Origin of the sequence: Rhodopseudomonas sp. G2_2311 (genome assembly GCF_047501505.1) — a bacterium.
Taxonomy (GTDB): domain Bacteria; phylum Pseudomonadota; class Alphaproteobacteria; order Rhizobiales; family Xanthobacteraceae; genus Rhodopseudomonas; species Rhodopseudomonas palustris_H.
Window position 1 is genome coordinate 1 of record NZ_JAZDRK010000005.1, and the last position, 21,834, is coordinate 21,834.

Below are 21,834 nucleotides of genomic sequence, written 5' to 3' on the forward strand. Positions count from 1 at the left end.
GGGGGGAAGAGGCGCCGCGCCCCGGAGCCGTCCCATGATCGGCAAGCTCAAGGGCATCATCGACAGCTACGGCGAGGATTACGTGATCCTCGACGTGCAGGGCGTCGGCTATCAGGTGCACTGCGCCAGCCGCACGCTGCAGGCGCTGCCATCGCCGGGGGAGGCGGCGACGCTGTCAATCGAAACCTATGTGCGTGAAGATCAGATCAAGCTGTTCGGCTTCCGCACCGATCACGAGCGCGAGTGGTTTCGCCTGCTGCAGACCGTGCAGAGCGTCGGCGCCAAGGTGGCGCTGGCGGTGCTATCGACGCTGCCGCCGAACGATCTCGCCAACGCGATTGCGCTGCGCGACAAGGCCGCGGTGGCGCGCACCCCCGGTGTCGGACCTAAGGTCGCCGAGCGCATCGTCACCGAGCTGAAGGACAAGGTGCCGGCGCTCGGTGCGGTCGATCCGGCGGTGGTGAAACTCTCCGGCGCGATCGACGACAATCGCGCGCCGCGCGCAGTGGCGGATGCGATCTCGGCGCTCGTTAATCTCGGCTATGGCCAGCCGCAGGCGGCCGCCGCCGTCGCCGCAGCGTCCCGCACCGCCGGTGAGGATGCCGAGACGGCGCAGCTGATCAAGCTCGGCCTGAAGGAGCTGTCGAAGTGAGTATCACCGACGCCGACCGCGCGCTGATCGATGCCGCGATCGCGGCGATCACCACGCGCTATCGCAATGATTGGCAGGAGGTCGGCGCCGCGTTGCTGACCCGCACCGGCAAGCGTTATGTCGCGGTCAATCTCGATGCGTATCTCGGTCGGATGGCGGTATGCGCCGAAGCGGTCGCGCTCGGCCAAGTGATCACCGAGCTTGGGGAAGCCGGGATCCACACCATCGTGGCGGTCCGTCATCCCAAGCCGCACGAGGCCGACCGCGAAGTCCGCGTCGTCTCGCCCTGCGGCGCCTGCCGCGAACTGATCTGGGACTACGACCGTAACGCCCGTGTGCTGGTGCCTGGGCCGGATGGTGTCGAAGCCGTCGGGATCAGCGATCTGCTGCCGAACAAATACAGCCGGGAGCGGGTGTTGTGAGTGCCCTGACCGTGTTGGCCGCTACTCTCTCCGCTTGCGCGGCGCGCCCCCTCCCCGCAAGGGGGAGGGGAGCAGAGGTGCCTGGCTCGCCGCATGCTACGTTGCCGTCATGACTGAACCTTCCCGTCTCGTCACACCCGAGCGCCGCGGTGATGACCTCGGCGATGCGGCGCTGCGGCCGCAGAATCTGTCCGAGTTCGTCGGCCAGCAGCAGGCGCGCGCGAATTTGCAGGTGTTCATCGACGCCGCGCGCAAGCGCAAAGAGGCGCTTGACCACGTGCTGTTCGTAGGTCCCCCGGGGCTCGGCAAGACCACGCTTGCGCAGATCGTGGCGCGCGAGCTCGGCGTCGGGTTTCGCGCGACGTCGGGCCCGGTGATCGCCAAGGCCGGCGATCTCGCAGCCTTGCTGACCAATCTCGAAGAGCGCGACGTGCTGTTCATCGACGAGATCCACCGCCTCAGCCCGTCGGTCGAGGAGGTGCTGTATCCGGCGATGGAGGATTTTCAGCTCGACCTGATCATCGGCGAGGGGCCGGCCGCGCGCTCGGTGAAGATCGACCTGTCGAAGTTCACCCTGGTCGGCGCCACCACGCGCGCCGGCCTGCTCACCAATCCGCTCCGCGATCGCTTCGGCATTCCGATCCGGCTGAATTTCTATACGATCGAGGAACTGGAGAGCATCGTCACCCGCGGCGCCCGCGTGCTTGGCACCCCGATCACAGCTGACGGCGCCAACGAAATCGCCCGCCGCGCCCGCGGCACGCCGCGGATCGCCGGCCGGCTGCTGCGCCGGGTCCGCGACTTTGCGTCGGCTGCGGACGCCGAAGCGATCGACCGCGCCATCGCCGACCATGCGCTCGGCGCGCTGGAGGTCGATAGCGCCGGCCTCGACGCGATGGATCGACGCTACCTCACCACGATTGCGCTCAACTATGGCGGCGGCCCGGTCGGCGTCGAGACGATGGCGGCGGCGCTGTCCGAGCCTCGCGACGCCATCGAGGACATTATCGAGCCGTATCTGATCCAGTGCGGCTACCTGCAGCGCACCCCACGCGGTCGCCTGCTGACCGACCACGCCTTCCGCCACCTCGGCCTCGCCGCCCCCTCGCGCGATCCCGCGCAATTTGGGTTGTTTGGCGATGCCGGGGACCAAGAGTAGCTCAACGATGACCGACGTTCGCTTGCATCATCATTCCCTCGACGGCGCCATCATCGATGGTGCTCATCATATGCACGTCCGGGTCTATTACGAAGACACCGACTTCTCCGGCATCGTCTATCACGCCAACTACCTGCGCTTCATGGAACGGGGGCGGACCAATTATCTGCGGCTGCTTGGGGCGGCGCAGAGCGAGTTATTCGCGGAAGCCGAAAGCGAGACCCCGGGCTTTGCCTTCGTGGTGCGGTCGATGCAGCTCGACTTCCTTAAGTCGGCCAAGATGGACGACTTGCTCGAGGTGATCACCCGGCCGGTCGAAGTCCGCGGCGCGTCGATCACCATGCAGCAGCAGATCAAGCGCGGCGATCTCGTGCTGATGGAGGCCAAGGTCAAGGTCGCATTCGTCTCGGGTGGCCGGGCGCGGCCTATCCCGATACCGCTTCGGGTCGCCATGAAGGCGGACGTCGCCTGACCCCGCCGGGGCGGCCGTTGCCTGTTTCCCGAGCTAGGGCGCTCTGGAATTTGGTGTTACAGGGGGCGAGCCGGAAGCTCGAACCCCTCGGACATCTTGATGAGTGATACGCCCCATAGGATTGTTATCGTCGGCGGCGGCGCCGGTGGCCTGGAACTCGCCACCGCGCTCGGCAACAAATACGGCAAGTCGGACGCCGTCCGCGTCACCTTGGTCGACCGCAGCCGTACCCACATCTGGAAGCCACTGCTGCACGCGATCGCCGCCGGCTCGCTGCGTCGCTCCCAGCACGAGCTGAACTATCTGGCCCAGGCGCACTGGCACGGCTTTCACTACCGCCTCGGCGAGATGAATGGTCTCGACCGCGACCGCAAGGTCATCAAGCTGGCCCCAGTGATCGATGACGAGGGCCGCGAGATCAATCCGGAGAGCGAGCTCGGTTACGACACGCTGGTGATTGCGATCGGCAGCGTCACCAACGATTTCGGCACCCCCGGCGCCCGTGAGCACGCGGTGCCGCTGGAGACGCCGGAGCAGGCGTCCCGATTCAATAAGCGGATGGTCAATGCCTGCCTGCGCGCCCAGCATCAGCACACGCCGATCGAGCCCGGCCAGTTGCACGTTGCGATCATCGGTGCCGGCGCCACCGGCACCGAACTCGCCGCCGAGCTGCATCACACCGCGCGCGAAATCATCGCCTACGGCCTCGACAAGATCGATCCGGAGCACGATCTCAAGATCGTGCTGATCGAAGCCGCGCCGCGCATTCTGCCGGCGCTGCCGCCGCGGATTTCGGAAGCGACGCTCAAGCTGCTGCTCGATCTCGGCGTCGAGGTGCGCACCGGCGCCCGCGTGGCAGAAGTGCTGGATCATGCGGTCCGTCTGGCCGACGGCGAAGTGATCCCGTCGGAGCTGGTGGTGTGGGCCGCTGGCGTGCGTGCGCCGGATTTCCTCGAAGGCATCGACGGCCTGGAGACCAACCGCATCAACCAGCTGGTGGTCCGTCCGACGCTGCAGACCACCCGCGACGACAATGTGTTCGGGATGGGCGACTGTGCCGCCTGCGCAATTCCAGGCTACGAGAACGGCGTTCCGCCGCGAGCGCAGGCCGCTCACCAGGAAGCCGAATTCATGCTGGAGCAGATCGAGAAGCGGCTGAACGGCGAGCCGCTCGGCGAGTTCCGCTACCGCGATCTCGGCTCGCTGGTGTCGCTCGGCAAGTACTCGGCGGTCGGCAATCTGATGGGGTCGCTGGTCGGTAAGAGCTTCCTGATCGAGGGCTATTTCGCCCGTTTCATGTATCGCTCGCTGTACAAGATGCACGAAGCGGCGCTGTACGGCCGCGGTCGCACGCTGCTCAGCGTGCTGTCCGGCTCGACGCGCCCCACGCCTACAGTGAAGCTGCATTAGCCTGCCCAGCGGCCTGTGGGTCGCCCCGGTGTCTCCCGGACAGCCTGTGCGTCCGCCGTCGGTTAGATTGGCGGCGTAATGGCTGATTCGGGCGCACAGGGAGGCGAGGCGTGACCAGGGGAGTGCAGTCTCGCGAGGTGCCGCTGATGGGGCAGGGCGAGCGCGATTTGCGGCTCGATTTCCTGCGCGGCGTCGGCCAATGGATGATCTTTGTCGATCACATCCCGTACAATTTCCTCAACTGGTTCACGCTGCGCAATTACGGCTTCTGTGACGCGGCCGAGTTCTTCGTCTTCATTTCCGGCTATTCGATCGGGTTCGCCTATGGGCCGGCGGTGCGTGCCGGCGAAATGGTCGCGGCGACCAAGCGGCTGTGGACCCGCGCGGCCCAGCTGTACGTCGCGCACATCTTCCTGTTCTTGTTCTTCACCGCGCAGATCTCCCGCGCGGCGCGTCGGTTCGACAATCCGATGTACAAGGACGAGTTCAACGTCGCGCAATTCCTCGAAAATCCCGACGTGATGATCCAGCAGGCGCTGCTGCTGAAGTACAAGCCGGTCAATCTCGACGTGCTGCCGCTGTACATCGTGCTGGTGGTTGCCGCGCCGCTGATCCTGTGGGGCCTGCTGCGCCGGCCGCATCTGACGCTGGTGTGCTCCGGCCTGCTGTATTTCGTGTCCCGCCACTTCGGCTGGAATTTGCCGTCGTTCCCGGACGGGCACTGGTACTTCAACCCGTTCGCCTGGCAGTTCCTGTTCGTGTTCGGCATCTGGTGCGGGTTCGGCAATGGCCCGCAGATCCGCCCCTGGGTGAAGTCTCTGCCCAATCAGTTGCTGAGCTGGACCATCGTGCTGGTCGCGCTGGTGATCGCGCTGTCTTGGAATTTCGAAGCGCTTTACGGCTTGGTGCCGGAATCGATCGGCAAGATCCTTTACCCGATCGACAAGACCAGTCTGGCGCCGGTGCGGCTGATCCACTTCCTGGCGCTGCTCGCGATCGTCATAAAGCTGCTGCCGCCGGATTTGCCGGCGCTACGCTCGGAGCATCTGCGCCCGATCATCCTGTGCGGCCAGCGCTCGCTGCCGGTGTTCTGCTTCGGTGTGATCCTGGCTTTCACGGCGCATTGGATCCTGGTCCAGGTGTCGAGCAGCATCGCGATGCAGATCCTGGTCAGCGTCGGCGGCATCGGCCTGATGACCGGCGTGGCCTGGGTTGCGACCTGGTACCGGACCCTGCCGACGCTGGTGACGGTTCCTCCTACCGTGCCGGTCGAACACCCCGGCGAAGAGCGGGCAGACCACACCCACAACACTGCTGCCGCCGAAACGGAGCCATCGACGACCGAGCGTGCTTGACTCTCTGTACCGATCGGTACAATCTCGCTGCGTTCCTTTCGCAGTGGAGAAGCCGTCATGTCGCGTCCGCCGTTGCCGCCGTTCACCCGCGAGACCGCCGTCCAGAAGGTGCGGATGGCCGAAGATGCCTGGAATTCGCGTGATCCCGCGCGGGTATCGCTCGCCTATACGCCCGACAGCCGCTGGCGGAATCGCGCCGAGTTTCTGCAAGGCCGTGACGCGATCGTCGAATTCCTGACCCGCAAATGGACGAAGGAGCACGAATACCGGTTGATCAAGGACCTCTGGGCGTTCGACGGCCGGTTCATCGCTGTGCGCTTCCAATACGAGTGGCGCGATGACAGCGGGCTTTGGTATCGCTCCTATGGCAACGAGCAGTGGGAATTCGACGACGATGGGCTGATGCGGCGGCGCGAGGCCAGCATCAACGACGTCGCGATCAGCGAGAGCGACCGCCGCTTCCATTGGCCGGCCCCCGGTCCGCGTCCCGACGATGTGCCGGGGCTCGCCGCAGAGCCGTTCTGAGACCGTGTCGGGAGAGACATGAAAGACCGCGCCACCCTGCTGCCGCTGCTCGGCGAAGTATTTCGGACCCACGGCTACGAGGGGGCGTCGCTGGCGCTGATCACGGAGGCGACGGGGCTCGGCAAGGGCAGCCTGTATCATTTCTTCCCCGGCGGCAAAAAGCAGATGGCCGAAGAGGTGCTGGCCGAGATCGACGGCTGGTTCGAGGCCAACATCTTCGCGCCGTTGCGTGATCCGGCCGATCCTGGCGCCGCCATCGCGGCGATGCTCTCGGGCGTGGACGAATATTTCCGTTCCGGGCGTCGCGTCTGTCTGGTCGGGGTGATTGCGCTCGGCCATGCGCGCGATGAGTTCGCCGCGCCGGTGAACGATTATTTCGCCCGCTGGCAGGATGCGCTGGCGGCATCGCTGCGCCGCTGCGGCCTCTCGGCCGCCGCCGCCCGGCGCCGCGCCGAGGATGCGGTGCTGTCGATCCAGGGCGCTCTCGTGCTGGCACGTGCACGCAATGATGCGGCCGTGTTCACCCGTGCGTTGTCCGAATTGAAGGCACGACTGCTGGCGTAGTCTTCACCTCTCTCCCTGCGCACTGAGCAACGGGAGGGCACTCCGCTAAGCGAGGCGCTGAATCAGGCTTGCGACGCCCTCACCCCCGCGCACGGCCCAACCGGTGCCGCTGAATGGAACCGAGATGCCGTCTTGGTCGGCGCAAACTTCTCCGCCATGCTGTCGGCCAAGGACGACGATGATCGTCTTACAGCCGAGGGAGACGCACGCCATGCTCTACGCCATCCTTTGCTATCATGACGAGAATTTCGTCGGCTCCTGGAGCCGCGAAGAAGATGCAGCCGTGATGGAGAAGCTCAAGGCCGTGCACGGCAAGCTCGCCGAGGCTGGGCGGCTCGGGCCGGTGGCGCGGCTGCTGCCGACCACGGCGGCGACAACGCTGCGCAAGGATTCGGAGTCGCCGGTGGTGATCGACGGTCCGTTCGCCGAGACCAAGGAGCAATTGCTCGGCTTCTACGTGGTCGAATGCGACGACCTCGATGGCGCGCTCGACGTCGCGCGCGATCTCGGCCGCGCCAACCCGGGTGGGGCTTATGAAATCCGTCCGATCGGATTGTTCATGCCGGGGACCACGTAGCCATGACCGATCTCGCCTGGATCGAGACCGCGATCACCGCCGCGCGGCCCCAGGCGATCGGTGCGCTGCTGCGCTACTTCCGCGATCTCGACACCGCCGAGGAGGCATTCCAGAACGCCTGCCTGCGGGCGCTGAAATCCTGGCCGCAGAATGGGCCCCCGCGTGACGCTGCCGCTTGGCTGATCATGGTCGGCCGCAATGTTGCGATCGACGATTTGCGCCGCGGCAAGAAGCAACAGCCGCTTCCCGATGACGCGGCGATTTCCGATCTCGATGATGCGGAGGACGCGCTCGCCGAGCGGCTCGACGGCTCGCATTATCGCGACGACATTCTGCGGCTGCTGTTCATCTGCTGTCACCCGGAGCTGCCGCCGACGCAGCAGATCGCGCTGGCGCTGCGCATCGTCTCGGGACTGACGGTGCCGCAGATCGCGCGGGCGTTTCTGGTGTCCGATGCGGCGATGGAGCAGCGCATCACCCGCGCCAAGGCCAAGGTCGCGCGGGCCGGCGTCCCGTTCGAGACCCCCGGCGCGGTCGAGCGCGCCGAGCGCCTCGGCGCAGTGGCGGCGATGATCTACCTCGTCTTCAACGAGGGGTATTCGGCCGCAGGCGAGACCGCCGGGGTTCGCGCGCCGCTGTGCGAGGAGGCGATCCGGCTGGCGCGGCTGCTGCTTCGGCTATTTCCGTCCGAGCCGGAGATCATGGGGCTGACGGCGCTGATGCTGCTGCAGCATGCCCGAGCGCCGGCGCGGTTCGATGCCGGCGGCGAGATCGTGCTGCTGGAAGATCAGAACCGCAGCCTGTGGAATGCCACCATGATCGCCGAGGGGCTGGCACTGATCGACAAGGCGATGCGTCACCGCCGCACCGGTGCGTATCAGATCCAGGCCGCGATCGCGGCTCTGCACGCCCGCGCGCCACGTTACGAAGACACCGATTGGGCGCAAATTGACCTGTTGTACGGATCGCTTGAGATCCTGCAGCCATCACCGGTGATCACGCTCAATCGCGCGGTGGCGGTGGCCAAGCTGCGCGGACCGGAGGCGGCGCTGGCGATGATCGAGCCGCTCGAAGCGCGGCTCGGCAGCTACTTTCACTATTTCGGTGCCAAGGGTGCGCTGCTGCTGCAGCAGGGACGCGGTGATGAAGCCCGCGTCGCCTTCGATCGGGCGATCGCGCTCGCCCGCACTCCCGCCGAGGCCTCGCACATCCGAATGCATCTCGATCGGCTGATGCAGGAGAGCGAAGCCGCGGGGCGTGCGAGCGCGTAGGCTTCGAGTCGGCCCGACGACTAACTGGTCTTGCGTTCGCCGCGTAGCGACGGCAGGCCGATGCCGGCGGCGTCGAAGCCGCCGTCGACCGCCAGGATCTGCCCGGTGATGTAGCTGGAGCGATCGCTGCACAGGAAGAAAATCGCCTCCGCCAGTTCTTCCTCGAGGCCGTAGCGCGCCATCGGAATCGCGTCGCGATAGTCCGACCGGATGTCCTGCGTGTGGACCTGTTTGGCCATTGCGGTGTCGACCGGGCCGGGCGCGACGCCGTTGACGCGGATGCCGAGCGCCGCAAGTTCGACCGCGCATTGCTTGGTGAAGTGGGCCAGCCCCGCTTTGCTCGATCCGTAGGCGACGCGCAATGTCGAGGCGCGCAGCGATGAAATCGACGTGATGTTGACGATGGCGCCGCCGCCGGAGTCGCGCATCAGCGGCACCGCAGCCTGGGTCATCAGGAACGGACCGGTGAGATTCACGTCCATCACCCGCTGCCATTCGTCCGGGGTCGTCTCCATCAGCGGCTTGAACACCGCGATCCCGGCGTTGTTGACTAGCGCATCGAGGCGGCCAAACCGCTCGGTGACCGCCGCGATATCGCGCGCCACCGACTGGCGATCGGCAACGTCACAATGCAGCGCGATGGTGCGCTCGGGCAGGGCCAGCGCCTGCATCGCGCCGCGCAGCTCGTCATCGTCGCGGTCGAGCAGCGCCACCGACCAGCCGTCGGCGAGAAAGCGCTTGGCTGCAGCGAGTCCAATGCCGCGAGCGGCTCCGGTCACCAGCGCGACGTGGGGCGAGGATGCGGTCATGGGCGTTCCAATCATACGAAAGCGGGGAGGTCAGACGTGGAAGGTCGAGGCTTCACATGCCAGCGCCGTGCCATCGCTGTCCAGCGTGGCGCGCCGTCGCGGCCGATCGCGCTTGGGAACAAGTCGACGACATCTGGTTTACATCGAACTGAAATACAACTTCGCGTCCAGGCGGGCACGACACCGCCTTTGAGGTTTGGGAGGTTTTGTATGCAAGACGAACTCGAAGAGCGGATCCGCCATCGCGCGCGTGAGCTGTGGGAGGCCCAGGGCCAGCCGGAGGGGCGCAGCGACGAATTTTGGCTGCAGGCGGAGCAGGAAGTCCGCGGTGAGAAAGAAACCTACGATCGGTTGAAGTCGGACCCCAGCATCACGACCAACAGCTGATCTTGACGACTCCGAAGCGCCGCCCGGTTGTTGTGCCGGCGGCGCTTCGTTTGTCGGCACCTCGCGTTGCGTCAACGCACGTAGAACACCACGCCGGCGATCGTCAGCAGCGCTGCGGCGGCGAGCAGATGAGCCATCGCCCGCGAAGCAGCGAGTTTGGTAGCGTCGTTCATGCGGTTCTCTCCCCAGTCTGCAGAGCCGTTGCTGCGGCCCGCGGGCATCACGATCGGAGATGGACCTGCACCGCGCAGGCACAGCCCGGCGACGATGCGCCAGACCTGATCGTTGATGAGATACGCTGAACACCCCGCGACGACCATTCGCACTTAGAGTCCCCACTCTGCGAATAGTGACGTTCGACAGGCTGGTGGCTCAATGCGGCGGCAATTTGTCGGCGGTTTGGTGCGCTGACGTGCGCTGCACTGCAAATCTTTCGCATCGCATGTCGGCGCGTAGTGTTACCGATCGTCTTCAAGCTGCCAATCCAATCGAGCAGGGAGAGTGATGATGCGTTTCATGATGCTGATGATCCCGAAGGGGTACGAGGCGGCGCAGCCGGGCGTGATGCCGGATGCCGCCGCCGTCGCCGCGATGATGAAGTACAACGAAGCGCTGCAGCAGTCGGGAGCACTCATTACTTGCGACGGTCTGCATCCGCCCTCAATGGGCGCTCGCGTCAGCTTTGAAACCGGCAAACCGGTCGTGACCGACGGCCCGTTCGCCGAGGTCAAGGAAGTTCTCGGCGGCTACTGGATGATCGAAGTTGCGTCGCGGGAGGAGGCGATCGCCTGGGCGACGCGCTGCCCGGCCGGACCGAACGAGATCATCGAAATTCGGCAAGTGCAGGAGATGGCCGATTTCCCGGCCGACGTGCAGGCGGAAGCCGCCGGCTTCGAAGCCATGCAGGCGGCCGCGCGGCGTTGAGGCCGCACCTCGTGGCGGCGGGTTGATCGATCCGCCGCTGGGCCTGCCATTGGCGGCGCTTCGCTCCCACCCGGGCAACTGGGTTAGTGACCTTTACACCGCCCTCATGTAAGACCCCTTCACATGAGCTGGCGCAAGGAACAGGGCCGCGCCGAGCGCGGCTATCATCACGGCAATCTGAAGGAGGCGCTGCTGCAGGCGGCGCTCGGGCTGATCGCGGAGAAGGGCCCCGGCGGCTTTACCTTCGCCGATGCCGCGCGGATGGCCGGCGTCAGCCCGGCGGCGCCGTATCGGCACTTCCGCGACCGCGACGAATTGCTGTCGAACATTGCCCAGCGTGGCTTCGAGCTGTTCGAGCAGGTGCTGGCGAAAGCCTGGGATGACGGTCGTCCCGACACCGTCACAGCGTTCATGCGGGTCGGGCGGGCCTATCTGGCGTTCGCCCGCAACGAACCGGCTTATTACTCGGCGATGTTCGAATCCGGCGTTCCGATCGACGTCAATCCGATGCTGCTGACCGCCTCGGAGCGCGCCTTCAACGTGATCCGCGCCGCCGCCGAACGGCTGGCGGCGCTGACCCCGCCGGGCGTCACCCGGCCGCCGGCGCTGATGATGGCGCTGCACATCTGGTCGATGTCGCACGGCATCGCCTCGCTATTCGGTCGGGGTGATGGTGCCCGCCGCAAGCTGCCGATGGCTGCCGAAGACCTGCTCGAGGCCGGCGTGCTGATCTATCTGCGAGGGCTCGGGTTCTCGACCGACTCCGCCGCGGCTGCTGAAAAGCCTGCAGAACCAAAGCGGTCCGGCCCCTGGGGCCCCACCGCCTGAGGGCCGTACTCACCGCAAGGTGAGCCCTGCGGCGAAAAATCCGCCAAACCTCCGACCGCTGTTGCTTGACAAACTGCTGGAATGCTCCAAGTATGTAAATGTTATTTACATTCACAACGGCACCGAGCCGATGGAGAAGCAAATGGCCAACGCCGCTGACTACAATCGATGGGGCCCGACCGAGCCGCGCTATCAGCCGATGCTTCGGCCGTCCTGGCATCCGGGCTGGATCCTGCTGACGGTCGCCGGCTTCATCGTCTGGTGGCCGATCGGCCTTGCACTTCTCTTCTACACACTCTGGAGCAGAAACATGGGTTGCTGGGATCGCGATCGCTTCGCCAACAAAATGGAGCGGATGCAGTGGAAGATGGAGCGGATGCGCAACCGCATGGATCGCGGCGGCTTCGGCTTCGGCCCGCCGTCGAGCGGCAACCGCGCCTTCGATGAGTATCGGATGGAGACGCTGCGCCGGCTCGAAGAGGAGCAGGTCCAGTTCAAGGAATTCCTCGATCGCCTGCGCCACGCCAAGGACAAGGAAGAGTTCGACGCCTTCATGGCCCAGCATCGGACCAAGCCGAACCCGTCCCCCGACAATTCGGCGCAGGGCTGATCAGCGCCCTGATCTGACCCTCCAGCGCCAACCGCCGCCCGCCTGAGCCCCCAGGCGGGCGGCTTCTTTTTTGTCGCGATTTCGCTCGCGGCAATGTCACACCGCGCGCCGCTGTCTCGTCCTATGCTCGTCAACCAAGGGAGACGAACATGACACCGCGCCTCAACCCCGCCACTGCCGCGCCCGACGCCTACAAGGCGATGGTCGCGCTGGAGAAGTACATCCAGGGCAGCGGCCTCGAATCCAGCTTGATCGAACTGGTCAAGATGCGCGCCTCGCAGATCAACGGCTGTGCGTTCTGCCTCGACATGCATAGCAAGGACGCCCGCGCCCGTGGCGAGACCGAGCAGCGGCTGTATCTGCTCAACGCCTGGCGGGAATCGCCGCTCTACACCGATCGCGAGCGCGCCGCGCTCGGCTGGACCGAAGCGCTGACACTGGTGGCGCAAACCCAGGCGCCGGATCAGGACTACGCGGCCGTGAAGTCGCATTTCAACGACGCCGAGCAGGTCAATCTGACGTTGCTGATCGGTGCGATCAACACCTGGAACAGGTTTGCGATCGGCTTCCGGATGCTGCATCCGACCCCGGCCGCGGCGCATGCCAAGGCCTCCTGATCCAGCACCATCCGAAGATGCCGCAGCGAGCTTCGCGCCGCTGCGGCCGCGGCTGTTGCGCGTCGCCTATCGGATGCTCGGCTCGATCAGCGAAGCCGAAGACGTGGTGCAGGATGCTTACTTGCGTTGGCACCGGGCCGATCGCAGCGAGGTCCGTGACGCAGCTGGCTTTCTCACACGCACCGTCACCCGACTATGTCTCGACGTGCTGAAGTCGGCGCGGCAGCGGCGCGAAACTTATGTAGGCCCGTGGCTGCCGGAGCCGATCATTGCCCCGGAGCCTGAGCCTGATGGCGACGATATCACCCTCACTTTGATGCTGGCGCTCGAGCGGCTGTCGCCATTGGAGCGGGCCGCGTTCCTGCTGCACGACGTGTTCGGTGTCGGCTTCGATGAGATCGCGACGACGCTCGGACGTGACGCGGCCGCCTGCCGCCAGCTTGCCGCGCGAGCGAGGGCGCATGTCCGTTCCGAGCGGCCGCGCTTTCCCGTCTCGGCAGAGCAGGGGCAGGCGATCGCTGCGGCGTTCTTCCAGGCCTCGCGGAGCGGCGATCTTGGCGCGCTGACGTCCTTACTCGCGGACGAGGTGGTGTTCGTCAGCGATGGCGGCGGCAAGCGGCCGGCCGCACTCAATCCGGTGCGCGGCCACGATCGGGTGATGCGCCTGCTGGAGGGCATCGCGCGCAAGACAGCTGCGGGGGCGAGTTCGCTGCTGGCCGTCCGGGTGATCGACGGCCTGCCTGGCTTTGTCTCGCGGGAGCCGGACGGCCTGATCCAGACCACGGCGCTCGAAATCTCAGGCGGTCGGATCGTCGCAATCTATGTTGTTCGGAACCCAGAGAAGCTCCGACATCTGGTCCTAGGGCCGCCCTCTGGCGGTCTGCACTGACCGCATCCGGCCGTCCCGCTTCGGCCCGCCAGCCGCCGCCCGGCTCCCGATCACTGGTATTTTCCCTGTTATAGTAACCCCTTATTAACCCTGATGAGGGTTTGGTGAGGGACGTCAAAATGCGGCATCAGCCCTTGTTTTGACACGTTGACAGGGGATTGAGGGGCCGGCTTCGGACAGGCCATCCCCTGCGACAACTGAAGGCTCCCACGGTGGCGCTTGGGCCAGATCGCGGCGCGTGGCCGCGGACAGCCGGAGCCTTTGGCGGAATCGGCTGATGCCGAAACGTGTGAGAGGATTGCGACGATGAACCCGGCCGACGTGACACAGCTTGCTCCGGCGGTCTCGACCGACGTGTCGCTGCTGTCGTTGTTCTGGCACGCACACTGGGTCGTGAAGTCGATCATGCTGGGTCTGCTCGGCTGTTCGATCTGGGTCTGGGCGATCGCGATCGACAAGCTGCTGCTGTTCTCGCGCACTAAGCGCGCGATGGATCGCTTCGAGCAGGCGTTCTGGTCCGGCGAGTCGATCGACGAACTATACCGCGCGCTGTCGGCCAAGCCGACGCATTCGATGGCGGCGTGTTTCGTCGCAGCGATGCGCGAGTGGAAGCGATCGTTCGAAAGCCATTCGCGCTCGTTCGCCGGCCTGCAGATGCGGATCGAGAAGGTGATGAACGTCTCGATCGCCCGCGAGGTCGAACGGCTGGAGCGCCGACTGCTGGTGCTGGCGACGGTCGGCTCGGCCGGCCCGTTCGTCGGTCTGTTCGGCACCGTCTGGGGCATCATGTCGAGCTTCCAGTCGATCGCCGCGTCGAAGAACACCTCGCTGGCGGTGGTCGCGCCCGGTATCGCCGAGGCGCTGTTCGCCACTGCGATCGGCCTGATCGCCGCAATTCCGGCGACAATTTTCTACAATAAGTTCACGTCGGAAGTGAACCGGCAGACGCAGCGGCTGGAAGGCTTCGCCGACGAGTTCTCGGCAATCCTGTCGCGGCAGATCGACGAGCGCACGTGAACGGAGGCCAGGTGAGCACAGCGGGCATTCGATCATGGGAATGAACGTAGCCACTGGCGGCGGAGGCGGCCGGCGTCGCGGCGGGCGGCGCCCGGTGATGGCGGAAATTAACGTCACCCCGATGGTCGACGTGATGCTGGTGCTGCTGATCATCTTCATGGTCGCGGCGCCGTTGCTCACCACCTCGATCGACATCGATCTGCCGGTCGCCCGTGGTGGCAATCAGATCCAGTCGAACTCGCCGCCGCTGACCCTGTCGGTCAAGCGCACCGGCGGCACCTGCAACTCTCAGGTCGAGCTGTATTTGGGTGATAGCCCGATCGCAGCGTCCGAGCTCGAAGCCAAGATGAAGGCGATCCGCGAGACCCGGTCGGAAACCGACAACGTGGTGTATCTGCGGGGCGACAAGGACGTCTGCTACACGGACATGATGAAGCTGCTCGGCAATATCCGGACCGCCGGCTTCAAGGCAAACATCGTCATCGTTCCCGAACAGGGGAGTTGAGCCGGCACCGCGCCGGCGTCGGCCGCGAAGGTGGAGCAGGAATTCTGAAGGTGAAGATCGACAAGACATGGGCTGCGTCGGTGGCGTTGCACGTCCTCGTGCTCGGCTGGGCCATGCTGTCTTTCACCTCCAAGGCTTTCGAGCTCGAGCCGCAGGATTCGGTTGCGGTCGATACCATCTCCGAAGATCAGCTCGCCAAAGTGATGGCCGGCATGCGCACCGGCAAGAAGGAAAATCCCAAGCCGCTGGTCGAGAAGGTCGCCGAGGCCAAGCAGGTCGACGACACCGTCGGCAAGATCAGCGAGAAGGCGCCTGTCGTCACCGACACCTCGCCGCCGCCCCAGCCCAAGCCGAAGCCGGAAGAAAAGCCGGTCGAGAAGAAGCCTGATCCGCCGAAGCCGGTGGTGAAGGAAGAGCCGAAGAAGGAAGAGCCCAAGAAGGCGGAAAAGAAGCCGGAGCCGGCGAAGGAAGAGGCCAAGGAAGCGGAAAAGAAACCGGAGCCGAAGGTCGATCCGATCGCCGAGGCGCTGAAGAAGGAAGAGAAGAAAAAGCCGCCGCCGAAGCCGACCGAGACCGCCGCCAAGCCGCCGGAGCCGACCAAGCCGAAGGCAGAGCGGGTGTTCGACCAGTCGAAGATCGCGGCGCTGCTCGACAAGCGCGACCCGACCCGCAACGCGGTCACCGGCGACGTGTTGAACTCCAACGCGGCGCTCGGGTTGTCGAAAGGCAAGTCCGCCGACAACTCGGCGACCTGGGGCGCGATGTTCCAGTCGCAGGTCGAGCGCTGCTGGAAGAAGCCGTATGGCGGCATCGAAGCGCAGCGCGCCGAGGCGTCTTTCGTGATCCGCTTGAAGCGCGACGGCACGCTCGAAACTCTGCCACAGCCGGAAGGCCATCCGGCGACGCCGTATTTGCGCGTGTATCAGGAGAGTGCGCTGCGCGCGATCATCGAATGCCAGCCGTACAATCTGCCGGCGCAGTTCTTCGACGAATGGAAGTTCTTCGCGCCCGTGTTCACCGATCGACGTCCGTAATGCGAACCTCTGCTCACCATTGCTCGCGCCGCCCGGCGCGGATCACCTGACCGACCGATGGATTGCCGCTATGTCGTTTGACCTCAATCGCCGCCAATTGATGATCTCCGCCGCGACGGCCGCAGGCGCACTCGCCCTCGGCCCCGCCCGCGATGCGTTCGGTCAGGCCCGGGTGCAGATCACCGAAGGCAACGTCGCGCCGCTGCCGATCGCGATTCCAAATTTCGTCGCCGGCACGCCGTCGGACAATGAAGTCGGCGTCGGTGTCTCGCAGGTGATCACCAACAACCTGAAGCGCTCGGGATTGTTCGCGCCGATCGACCAGGCCGCGTATCTCGAAAAGATCACCAACATCGACGTGCCGCCGCAGTTCAAGAGCTGGGCGAGCATCAACGCTCAGGCGCTGGTGACCGGGCGGATGACCCGGCAGGGCGATGGCCGGCTCAAGGCCGAATTCCGGCTGTGGGACGTCGCCACCGGCCAGCAGCTGGCTGGTCAGCAGTATTTCACCTCGCCGGAGTATTGGCGCCGTATCGCCCACATCATCTCGGACCAGATCTATGAGCGTCTGACCGGCGAGAAGGGGTACTTCGACAGCCGCGTGGTGTTCATCGACGAAAGCGGCCCGGCCGACCGGCGCGTCAAGCGGTTGGCGCTGATGGATCAGGACGGCGCCAACGTGCGCTATCTCACCCGCGGCAGCGACCTCGTACTGACGCCGCGGTTTTCGCCGACCACCCAGGAAATCACCTATATGGAATTCGGCCAGGGTGAGCCGCGGGTGTACCTGTTCAATGTCGAGACCGGCCAGCGCGAGATTGTCGGCAACTTCCCCGGCATGTCGTTCGCGCCGCGGTTCTCGCCGGACGGTCAGCGCATTATCATGAGCCTGCAGCAGGGCGGCAACTCCAACTTGTTCGTGATGGACCTGCGCTCCAAGGCGACGACGCGGCTGACCGATACGCCTGCGATCGACACCTCGCCGTCTTACGCCCCCGACGGCAGCCGGATCTGCTTCGAGAGCGATCGCGGCGGCAAGCCGCAGATCTACATCATGCCGGCGAACGGCGGCCAGGCGCAGCGGATCTCGTTTGGCGACGGCAGCTACTCCACCCCGGTGTGGTCGCCGCGCGGCGACTACATCGCCTTCACCAAGCAGGGCGGCGGCCAGTTCGCGATCGGCATCATGAAGCCGGACGGCTCCGGCGAGCGCATCCTGACGTCCGGGTTCCACAACGAGGGCCCGACCTTCGCGCCCAATGGCCGGGTGCTGATGTTCTTCCGCGATCCGGGCGGAAACGCTGGCCCGTCGCTGTTCACCGTCGACGTTTCGGGACGTAACGAACTGCGGGTTCCGACCCCGGGTTACGCCTCGGATCCAGCGTGGTCGCCGCTGCTGTCCTAAGCGGGTAAGCAGCCGTAGGGGTTCCCTTCCTGGAACCTCTCGGGTCGCGTGTGAAGGCTCTAAGTCTCGGCGAACGTTGCAATGATCCGCTAAGCATGTTCGCTCAGAAAGACTTCATCTGCCAGGGATACAACGGAGTCCGAAAGGACACGCTCGCGCTTGATGCTGCTCGCCAGTCACAAACGGGATTCTGAGCAAACGTCGCCTGCGATTCGCGCGGGCTTGGTCGACTCGTTGTTCATGAATCCGGCGCCGATGATCGTTGGGGCATTTGGGCCCGCGATTGCTGGCGCCGTGATCGGGATGGTTACCGGAAGCATCCTGAATTGGCTGTGTGTCCCCTTATTCGTCCTGATCGGCTTTGCGCGCGCGCTGCAGATGCATCGCTATCGGCAGCGCAATGCTCCTCTCACGGTGGAGGAAGCCGGTATATGGGAGCGACGCTATCGGCTGGGAGCCATTGCACATGGCATCTCGCTTGGCGCCTGGTCGCTCGTGGTGTTGCTCGGCACCGACGACTCGGCGGCGCATATGCTTTGCGTTGCGACTGTGGTGGCATACACCTCGGCTGGGGTCGGGCGGACTTTCGGTCGGCCCCAGATTTTTCACCTCCAGGTGCTGCTCAGCTGCGGCCCATTGATCTTCGCGATGGTGAGGGTGGGAGGTGTCTACTATCTCACGCTCGCCTTGCTCAGTGCGGTCTTCTTCATCTCGATCCGTCATCTGACATCCAGCCTGCAACGGATCTACCTCGACGCCTGGATCGGCCGCGAGCGCGAAGCTGCGCTCGCCAATCAGTTCGACACCGCGCTGAACAATATGCCGCATGGGTTGTGCATGTTCCGCGCCGATGGTCGTCTCGCGGTCATGAACCATCGCTTCGCGGAGATGATGCGGCTTCGCGACGAACTGGTCAAAGGATCGCCGACCGCGACCGAGATCGTGTCCGCCTGCGTGGCAATCGGTGCAATTTCGGCTGCCAACGGGCGTTTGATCCTGGCCGAAATTGAAAACTCCCTGGCGGGAGAAATCGTCACCGTCGGCGACGAAACCGTTCCTCGCTCGCTGTGCTGGACGTTCCAGCCGATGGCACATGGCGGCGCGGTGGTGCTGATCGAAGATATCACCGAGCGTCGCAACGCCGAAGCGCGGATCGTTCATCTGGCGCGTTACGACGAACTCACCGCGTTGCCGAACCGGGTCAGCTTCCGCGACGAAATCGAGCGTATTCTCGAGGCCGAGCACGGCCGGGGCAAGACCCGGCTGTCGGCGCTGTTGTTCATCGACCTCGACCAGTTCAAGCAGATCAACGACACGCTCGGCCATCCCTGCGGCGATCGGCTGCTGTGCTCGGTCGCTGAACGGCTGCGTGACATGCTCCGGCCGGACGATCTGGTGGCGCGATTTGGTGGCGACGAATTCGTCGTCTTCCAACAGAACATCGCCTCAAACGAAGATGCAGCGGCGCTGGCCCGCCGAATCGTCGATCGCCTGAGCGACCGCTATCTGATCGATCATCATGTTGTCGAGATCGGTGCCTCGATCGGCATTGCGATGACGTCGCCGGGTGCCAAGGCTGACATCCTGCTCAAGAATGCCGACATGGCGCTGTATCGCGCCAAGGCCGACGGCCGCGGCAATTACTGCTTCTTCCGCGAGGAAATGGCGCAAACCGTCGAGGCTCGCCGCATTCTCGAGCTCGACCTGCGCAAGGCGCTCGCCAACGAAGAATTCGAGCTGTACTACCAGCCGCTCGTAAATCTCAAATCGGGCAAGATCACCACGTGCGAAGCGCTGCTGCGCTGGAATCACCCGGTGCGCGGAACGGTATCACCGGTCGATATTATTCCGGTCGCCGAGGACATGGGTCTGATCGTCGATCTCGGTCGCTGGATCCTGCGCAAAGCCTGCATGGAATGCATGCTGTGGCCGGAGCCGGTGAGTGTCGCGATCAACTTCTCGCCGCAGCAGTTCCATCAGCGTGATGTGCTGACGGAGGTGCGCTACGCGCTTGAAGTCTCCGGTCTGCCTGCCAGCCGGCTGGAGATCGAAATCACCGAGTCCTCCCTGCTGCGTAACACGCAGTGGACGCACGACGCGTTGCAGCAGCTGCACGCCGAAGGCGTCCGGATCTCGCTCGACGATTTCGGCACGGGATATTCGTCGCTCAGCTATCTCCACAGCTTCCCCCTGCAGAAGGTGAAGATCGACCGCTCGTTCCTCGAGGGGATCGACAGTGACCGACCGCTGACTCTGCTACGAGGCGTTGCTCGTCTCAGCAGCGATCTCGGTATGTCGGTTGTGGTGGAAGGCATCGAAACCAACGAGCAGCTCGAATTGATCAGCGCCGACGGCACCGTAACCGAGGCGCAGGGCTATTTGTTCAGCCGTCCGGTGCCCGCCCAGCGCATTCGGCAATTGCTGAACGCCTCGCAGGGCGCACGCCAGAAGGACGGCAAAGTCCTATCTTTGCCGACTCGCTCGATCGCCTGAGCCCCTTTCCGGGGCCCGACCTCAGGGCAAATTTTCCTCCAATTCCCTCGTTGTCGCTGGAAATTCACCATAGTGGAATTATAAGAATTAACCCTAATAATTCTAATGCTTTGCTGGGCCGTTAAGGATTCGTTAACGTTTTCGTACGGTCGGTGCGTTGTCCGGACATGTGGGTGGGGTGAGAGTGATGGGAGTCGTACGTCCAGTAGAACAGCAAAACCGGATCGCGGCCCGAAGGCTCGCGTTGCTTGAGAAGGTCGATTATCGACTCGCCGAAACTCCCGCAGAACGCGAGGCGATCTACCGGTTGCGATATCGCGCCTACCTCAAAGAAGGGGCGATCGATGCCAATAGCAGCGGCATTGTGACTGACCGGTACGACGATCTGCCGAATTCATGGATCTTCGGCGTGTTCTATGAGGGGGTGCTCAGCAGCTCACTGCGGATCACAGTTGCATCCCCGGATTATCAGGACTGCCCGTCGACAGACGTCTTCCCGGATTTCCTTCAACCCTGGCTGGCTGAGGGCAAAGTCATCGTCGACCCGACAAGGTTCGTGGCTGATCCGACAAGCGCCAACCGACTGCCAGAACTACCGTATCTCACTCTGCGTCTGGCTAATGTCTCCTGTGAATACTTCAACGCGGACATTGGCCTCGCTTCGGTGAGGACCGAGCATCAGGCATTTTATCGTCGGGTGATGATGCGCCTGATCTGTGAAGCTCGGCCGTATCCAGGGTTGAAAAAGCCTATCAGCCTGATGGAGATCGACTTCCCTGCGATGCGCGACAAGCTGTACGCCCGTTATCCGTTCTTACGCTCGACTGAATCCGAGCGGCGCAGCTTGTTCGAGCACGCGAGGAGGGTTCCCAATCTGACTCTGGCCGAGGCTCCAAATCTGGTGCCGCTCGCCCTCGGTCGGACGCACCTCTGACAACGCCGTCTTGCGGCCAATTAGATCGAACTCGTTTTTAGATCGATCGTCGGCACAGACCGACGATCGTCAATGATTGCAGGCTTGGCCTTCTTGCCAGCGCTGACGGGTCTCCACGCTGCCGGCGTATCCGAGAATGGAACGCCCCGGCTTCACTCTGGCGCCACATTTGCACCTCATTAACCATCGCGTTTGCTTTTGGCCGACCGGGGGCAATTGATCGAGTTCGGCAACACCTCGTCAAGGTTGACGGAACGTTCGCTTAACCATCGCCCTGTAGACCGAAAACACAGTCGGAATATCGCGAGCGTGGAGGCTCCGGAATGACCAATCACAAGCGAATCCTCCAGGGATTGAAGGTGGCCGCGGTGCTCGCGGTGGCCCTGTCGATGGGGGCATGCGCGAACAAGAATGGGCTCGGCGGTGCCGATGGCGCGATGGCTGGTGCGGCCACCCCGGGCAGCCAGCAGGATTTCGTCGTCAACGTCGGCGACCGTGTGTTCTTCGAGAGCGATCAGTCGGATCTGTCGCCGCAGGCGGCTGCGACCCTCGACAAGCAGGTGCAGTGGCTGCAGACCTACAGCCGCTACACCTTCACGATCGAAGGCCACGCCGACGAGCGCGGCACCCGCGAATACAACATCGCGCTCGGCGCGCGTCGTGCGCAGTCGGTCCGCAACTATCTGGTGTCGCGTGGTATCGACGCGCAGCGGATGCGCACCATCTCCTACGGCAAGGAACGTCCGGTCGCGGTCTGCAACGACATCTCGTGCTGGTCGCAGAATCGTCGCGCCGTCACGGTGCTGAACGCCGGCGCCTGATCGTCCGGCCGCATCGAAGTCGTGAAACGGCGCCGCAGGGCGCCGTTTTTGTTTTCGGCGGGGCTTTGGCCGTCGCCTCAGTCACATTTTTGGCGTAGTACGGCGATCAATCCAGCGCCACTCGTTTGGCCGCCCTCGAACTCGTCGGACTGTC

General features: G+C 64.4%; 24 protein-coding genes. 23 read left to right on the top strand and 1 reads right to left on the bottom strand.

The window, feature by feature from the left end:
• Positions 1 to 34 precede the first annotated feature (34 nt).
• The 10 genes from ruvA (at position 35) to VRZ08_RS10075 (ending at position 8,407) form a co-directional block, all read left to right on the top strand.
• Positions 35 to 652 carry a Holliday junction branch migration protein RuvA gene (gene ruvA, locus VRZ08_RS10030; protein ID WP_107354477.1) on the top strand — a complete coding sequence of 206 codons (618 nt, stop codon included), beginning with the start codon at positions 35 to 37 and terminating at the stop codon, positions 650 to 652.
• Positions 649 to 1,074: a cytidine deaminase gene (locus VRZ08_RS10035; protein WP_414532453.1), complete on the top strand. Its 426-nt coding sequence runs from the start codon at positions 649 to 651 to the stop codon at positions 1,072 to 1,074. The genes ruvA and VRZ08_RS10035 overlap by 4 nt, the downstream gene beginning before the upstream one ends.
• A 109-nt stretch (positions 1,075 to 1,183) precedes the next feature.
• Positions 1,184 to 2,233, top strand: coding sequence for a Holliday junction branch migration DNA helicase RuvB (ruvB, locus tag VRZ08_RS10040; RefSeq protein WP_414532454.1), 1,050 nt, complete (start codon positions 1,184 to 1,186; stop codon positions 2,231 to 2,233).
• A gap of 7 nt (positions 2,234 to 2,240) precedes the next feature.
• On the top strand, positions 2,241 to 2,705 hold the full coding sequence (ybgC, locus tag VRZ08_RS10045) for a tol-pal system-associated acyl-CoA thioesterase (protein ID WP_414532455.1): 465 nt from the start codon (positions 2,241 to 2,243) through the stop codon (positions 2,703 to 2,705).
• Between the two features lie 99 nt (positions 2,706 to 2,804).
• Positions 2,805 to 4,115, top strand: coding sequence for an NAD(P)/FAD-dependent oxidoreductase (locus tag VRZ08_RS10050; protein WP_263990799.1), 1,311 nt, complete (start codon positions 2,805 to 2,807; stop codon positions 4,113 to 4,115).
• Between the two features lie 146 nt (positions 4,116 to 4,261).
• Positions 4,262 to 5,470, top strand: a complete 1,209-nt coding sequence (locus VRZ08_RS10055; RefSeq protein ID WP_413776052.1) for an OpgC domain-containing protein — start codon at positions 4,262 to 4,264, stop codon at positions 5,468 to 5,470.
• A 57-nt stretch (positions 5,471 to 5,527) separates the two neighbouring features.
• Positions 5,528 to 5,995 (top strand): DUF1348 family protein, encoded by a 468-nt coding sequence (locus VRZ08_RS10060; protein ID WP_414532456.1) that lies wholly within the window; start codon positions 5,528 to 5,530, stop codon positions 5,993 to 5,995.
• A gap of 18 nt (positions 5,996 to 6,013) precedes the next feature.
• Positions 6,014 to 6,559 carry a TetR/AcrR family transcriptional regulator gene (locus VRZ08_RS10065; RefSeq protein ID WP_414532457.1) on the top strand — a complete coding sequence of 182 codons (546 nt, stop codon included), beginning with the start codon at positions 6,014 to 6,016 and terminating at the stop codon, positions 6,557 to 6,559.
• A 211-nt stretch (positions 6,560 to 6,770) separates the two neighbouring features.
• Positions 6,771 to 7,136 carry a YciI family protein gene (locus VRZ08_RS10070; protein WP_414532458.1) on the top strand — a complete coding sequence of 122 codons (366 nt, stop codon included), beginning with the start codon at positions 6,771 to 6,773 and terminating at the stop codon, positions 7,134 to 7,136.
• A 2-nt stretch (positions 7,137 to 7,138) separates the two neighbouring features.
• On the top strand, positions 7,139 to 8,407 hold the full coding sequence (locus tag VRZ08_RS10075) for an RNA polymerase sigma factor (RefSeq protein ID WP_414532459.1): 1,269 nt from the start codon (positions 7,139 to 7,141) through the stop codon (positions 8,405 to 8,407).
• 20 nt (positions 8,408 to 8,427) lie between these two features.
• Here the strand turns inward: VRZ08_RS10075 and VRZ08_RS10080 are convergent, their stop codons facing one another.
• Positions 8,428 to 9,216 carry an SDR family NAD(P)-dependent oxidoreductase gene (locus VRZ08_RS10080; protein ID WP_414532460.1) on the bottom strand — a complete coding sequence of 263 codons (789 nt, stop codon included), beginning with the start codon at positions 9,214 to 9,216 and terminating at the stop codon, positions 8,428 to 8,430.
• A gap of 210 nt (positions 9,217 to 9,426) precedes the next feature.
• On the opposite strand from VRZ08_RS10080, the gene VRZ08_RS10085 reads away from it, so the two are divergent.
• From VRZ08_RS10085 to pal, 13 genes are all read left to right on the top strand, one after another.
• On the top strand, positions 9,427 to 9,603 hold the full coding sequence (locus VRZ08_RS10085) for a DUF2934 domain-containing protein (RefSeq protein WP_107343270.1): 177 nt from the start codon (positions 9,427 to 9,429) through the stop codon (positions 9,601 to 9,603).
• Positions 9,604 to 10,110: 507 nt separating this feature from the next.
• Positions 10,111 to 10,527, top strand: a complete 417-nt coding sequence (locus VRZ08_RS10090) for a YciI family protein (RefSeq protein WP_414532461.1) — start codon at positions 10,111 to 10,113, stop codon at positions 10,525 to 10,527.
• A 123-nt stretch (positions 10,528 to 10,650) separates the two neighbouring features.
• Positions 10,651 to 11,355, top strand: a complete 705-nt coding sequence (locus VRZ08_RS10095; protein ID WP_263990806.1) for a TetR/AcrR family transcriptional regulator — start codon at positions 10,651 to 10,653, stop codon at positions 11,353 to 11,355.
• Positions 11,356 to 11,497: 142 nt separating this feature from the next.
• Entirely contained in the window at positions 11,498 to 11,965 is a 468-nt protein-coding gene (locus VRZ08_RS10100) for a DUF2852 domain-containing protein (RefSeq protein WP_107357410.1), read from the top strand.
• A 149-nt stretch (positions 11,966 to 12,114) separates the two neighbouring features.
• Positions 12,115 to 12,582 (top strand): carboxymuconolactone decarboxylase family protein, encoded by a 468-nt coding sequence (locus tag VRZ08_RS10105; RefSeq protein WP_414532462.1) that lies wholly within the window; start codon positions 12,115 to 12,117, stop codon positions 12,580 to 12,582.
• Positions 12,566 to 13,471 carry a sigma-70 family RNA polymerase sigma factor gene (locus VRZ08_RS10110; protein ID WP_408017891.1) on the top strand — a complete coding sequence of 302 codons (906 nt, stop codon included), beginning with the start codon at positions 12,566 to 12,568 and terminating at the stop codon, positions 13,469 to 13,471. The genes VRZ08_RS10105 and VRZ08_RS10110 overlap by 17 nt, the downstream gene beginning before the upstream one ends.
• Positions 13,472 to 13,777: 306 nt before the next feature.
• Positions 13,778 to 14,488, top strand: coding sequence for a protein TolQ (gene tolQ, locus VRZ08_RS10115; RefSeq protein ID WP_107343274.1), 711 nt, complete (start codon positions 13,778 to 13,780; stop codon positions 14,486 to 14,488).
• A 34-nt stretch (positions 14,489 to 14,522) separates the two neighbouring features.
• Positions 14,523 to 14,993 carry a biopolymer transporter ExbD gene (locus tag VRZ08_RS10120; RefSeq protein ID WP_011156682.1) on the top strand — a complete coding sequence of 157 codons (471 nt, stop codon included), beginning with the start codon at positions 14,523 to 14,525 and terminating at the stop codon, positions 14,991 to 14,993.
• 50 nt (positions 14,994 to 15,043) lie between these two features.
• Positions 15,044 to 16,027 carry a protein TolA gene (locus tag VRZ08_RS10125; RefSeq protein ID WP_263990809.1) on the top strand — a complete coding sequence of 328 codons (984 nt, stop codon included), beginning with the start codon at positions 15,044 to 15,046 and terminating at the stop codon, positions 16,025 to 16,027.
• A 70-nt stretch (positions 16,028 to 16,097) separates the two neighbouring features.
• Complete coding sequence (gene tolB, locus VRZ08_RS10130; protein WP_107346464.1) at positions 16,098 to 17,432, top strand: Tol-Pal system beta propeller repeat protein TolB; 1,335 nt, start codon at positions 16,098 to 16,100, stop codon at positions 17,430 to 17,432.
• 162 nt (positions 17,433 to 17,594) lie between these two features.
• Positions 17,595 to 19,925: a putative bifunctional diguanylate cyclase/phosphodiesterase gene (locus VRZ08_RS10135; protein WP_346296644.1), complete on the top strand. Its 2,331-nt coding sequence runs from the start codon at positions 17,595 to 17,597 to the stop codon at positions 19,923 to 19,925.
• A gap of 187 nt (positions 19,926 to 20,112) precedes the next feature.
• The gene (locus VRZ08_RS10140; protein ID WP_414532463.1) at positions 20,113 to 20,859 is read left to right on the top strand and encodes an N-acyl amino acid synthase FeeM domain-containing protein; all 747 of its coding nucleotides are present in this window, start codon (positions 20,113 to 20,115) and stop codon (positions 20,857 to 20,859) included.
• A gap of 323 nt (positions 20,860 to 21,182) precedes the next feature.
• Complete coding sequence (gene pal, locus VRZ08_RS10145) at positions 21,183 to 21,680, top strand: peptidoglycan-associated lipoprotein Pal (RefSeq protein ID WP_011156687.1); 498 nt, start codon at positions 21,183 to 21,185, stop codon at positions 21,678 to 21,680.
• Positions 21,681 to 21,834: the final 154 nt, after the last annotated feature.

Bases quoted from the DNA above. Each gene is read 5' to 3' on its own strand.
- tolB (WP_107346464.1), top strand. From the start codon at position 16,098: ATGTCGTTTGACCTCAATCGCCGCCAATTGATGATCTCCGCCGCGACG.
- VRZ08_RS10120 (WP_011156682.1), top strand. From the start codon at position 14,523: ATGGGAATGAACGTAGCCACTGGCGGCGGAGGCGGCCGGCGTCGCGGC.
- VRZ08_RS10140 (WP_414532463.1), top strand. From the start codon at position 20,113: ATGGGAGTCGTACGTCCAGTAGAACAGCAAAACCGGATCGCGGCCCGA.
- VRZ08_RS10110 (WP_408017891.1), top strand. From the start codon at position 12,566: ATGCCAAGGCCTCCTGATCCAGCACCATCCGAAGATGCCGCAGCGAGC.
- VRZ08_RS10100 (WP_107357410.1), top strand. From the start codon at position 11,498: ATGGCCAACGCCGCTGACTACAATCGATGGGGCCCGACCGAGCCGCGC.
- VRZ08_RS10105 (WP_414532462.1), top strand. From the start codon at position 12,115: ATGACACCGCGCCTCAACCCCGCCACTGCCGCGCCCGACGCCTACAAG.
- VRZ08_RS10075 (WP_414532459.1), top strand. From the start codon at position 7,139: ATGACCGATCTCGCCTGGATCGAGACCGCGATCACCGCCGCGCGGCCC.
- VRZ08_RS10090 (WP_414532461.1), top strand. From the start codon at position 10,111: ATGCGTTTCATGATGCTGATGATCCCGAAGGGGTACGAGGCGGCGCAG.
- pal (WP_011156687.1), top strand. From the start codon at position 21,183: ATGACCAATCACAAGCGAATCCTCCAGGGATTGAAGGTGGCCGCGGTG.
- VRZ08_RS10060 (WP_414532456.1), top strand. From the start codon at position 5,528: ATGTCGCGTCCGCCGTTGCCGCCGTTCACCCGCGAGACCGCCGTCCAG.
- ybgC (WP_414532455.1), top strand. From the start codon at position 2,241: ATGACCGACGTTCGCTTGCATCATCATTCCCTCGACGGCGCCATCATC.
- tolQ (WP_107343274.1), top strand. From the start codon at position 13,778: ATGAACCCGGCCGACGTGACACAGCTTGCTCCGGCGGTCTCGACCGAC.
- VRZ08_RS10055 (WP_413776052.1), top strand. From the start codon at position 4,262: ATGGGGCAGGGCGAGCGCGATTTGCGGCTCGATTTCCTGCGCGGCGTC.
- VRZ08_RS10080 (WP_414532460.1), bottom strand. From the start codon at position 9,216: ATGACCGCATCCTCGCCCCACGTCGCGCTGGTGACCGGAGCCGCTCGC.
- VRZ08_RS10065 (WP_414532457.1), top strand. From the start codon at position 6,014: ATGAAAGACCGCGCCACCCTGCTGCCGCTGCTCGGCGAAGTATTTCGG.
- ruvB (WP_414532454.1), top strand. From the start codon at position 1,184: ATGACTGAACCTTCCCGTCTCGTCACACCCGAGCGCCGCGGTGATGAC.
- VRZ08_RS10095 (WP_263990806.1), top strand. From the start codon at position 10,651: ATGAGCTGGCGCAAGGAACAGGGCCGCGCCGAGCGCGGCTATCATCAC.
- VRZ08_RS10070 (WP_414532458.1), top strand. From the start codon at position 6,771: ATGCTCTACGCCATCCTTTGCTATCATGACGAGAATTTCGTCGGCTCC.
- VRZ08_RS10050 (WP_263990799.1), top strand. From the start codon at position 2,805: ATGAGTGATACGCCCCATAGGATTGTTATCGTCGGCGGCGGCGCCGGT.
- ruvA (WP_107354477.1), top strand. From the start codon at position 35: ATGATCGGCAAGCTCAAGGGCATCATCGACAGCTACGGCGAGGATTAC.
- VRZ08_RS10135 (WP_346296644.1), top strand. From the start codon at position 17,595: ATGCTGCTCGCCAGTCACAAACGGGATTCTGAGCAAACGTCGCCTGCG.
- VRZ08_RS10085 (WP_107343270.1), top strand. From the start codon at position 9,427: ATGCAAGACGAACTCGAAGAGCGGATCCGCCATCGCGCGCGTGAGCTG.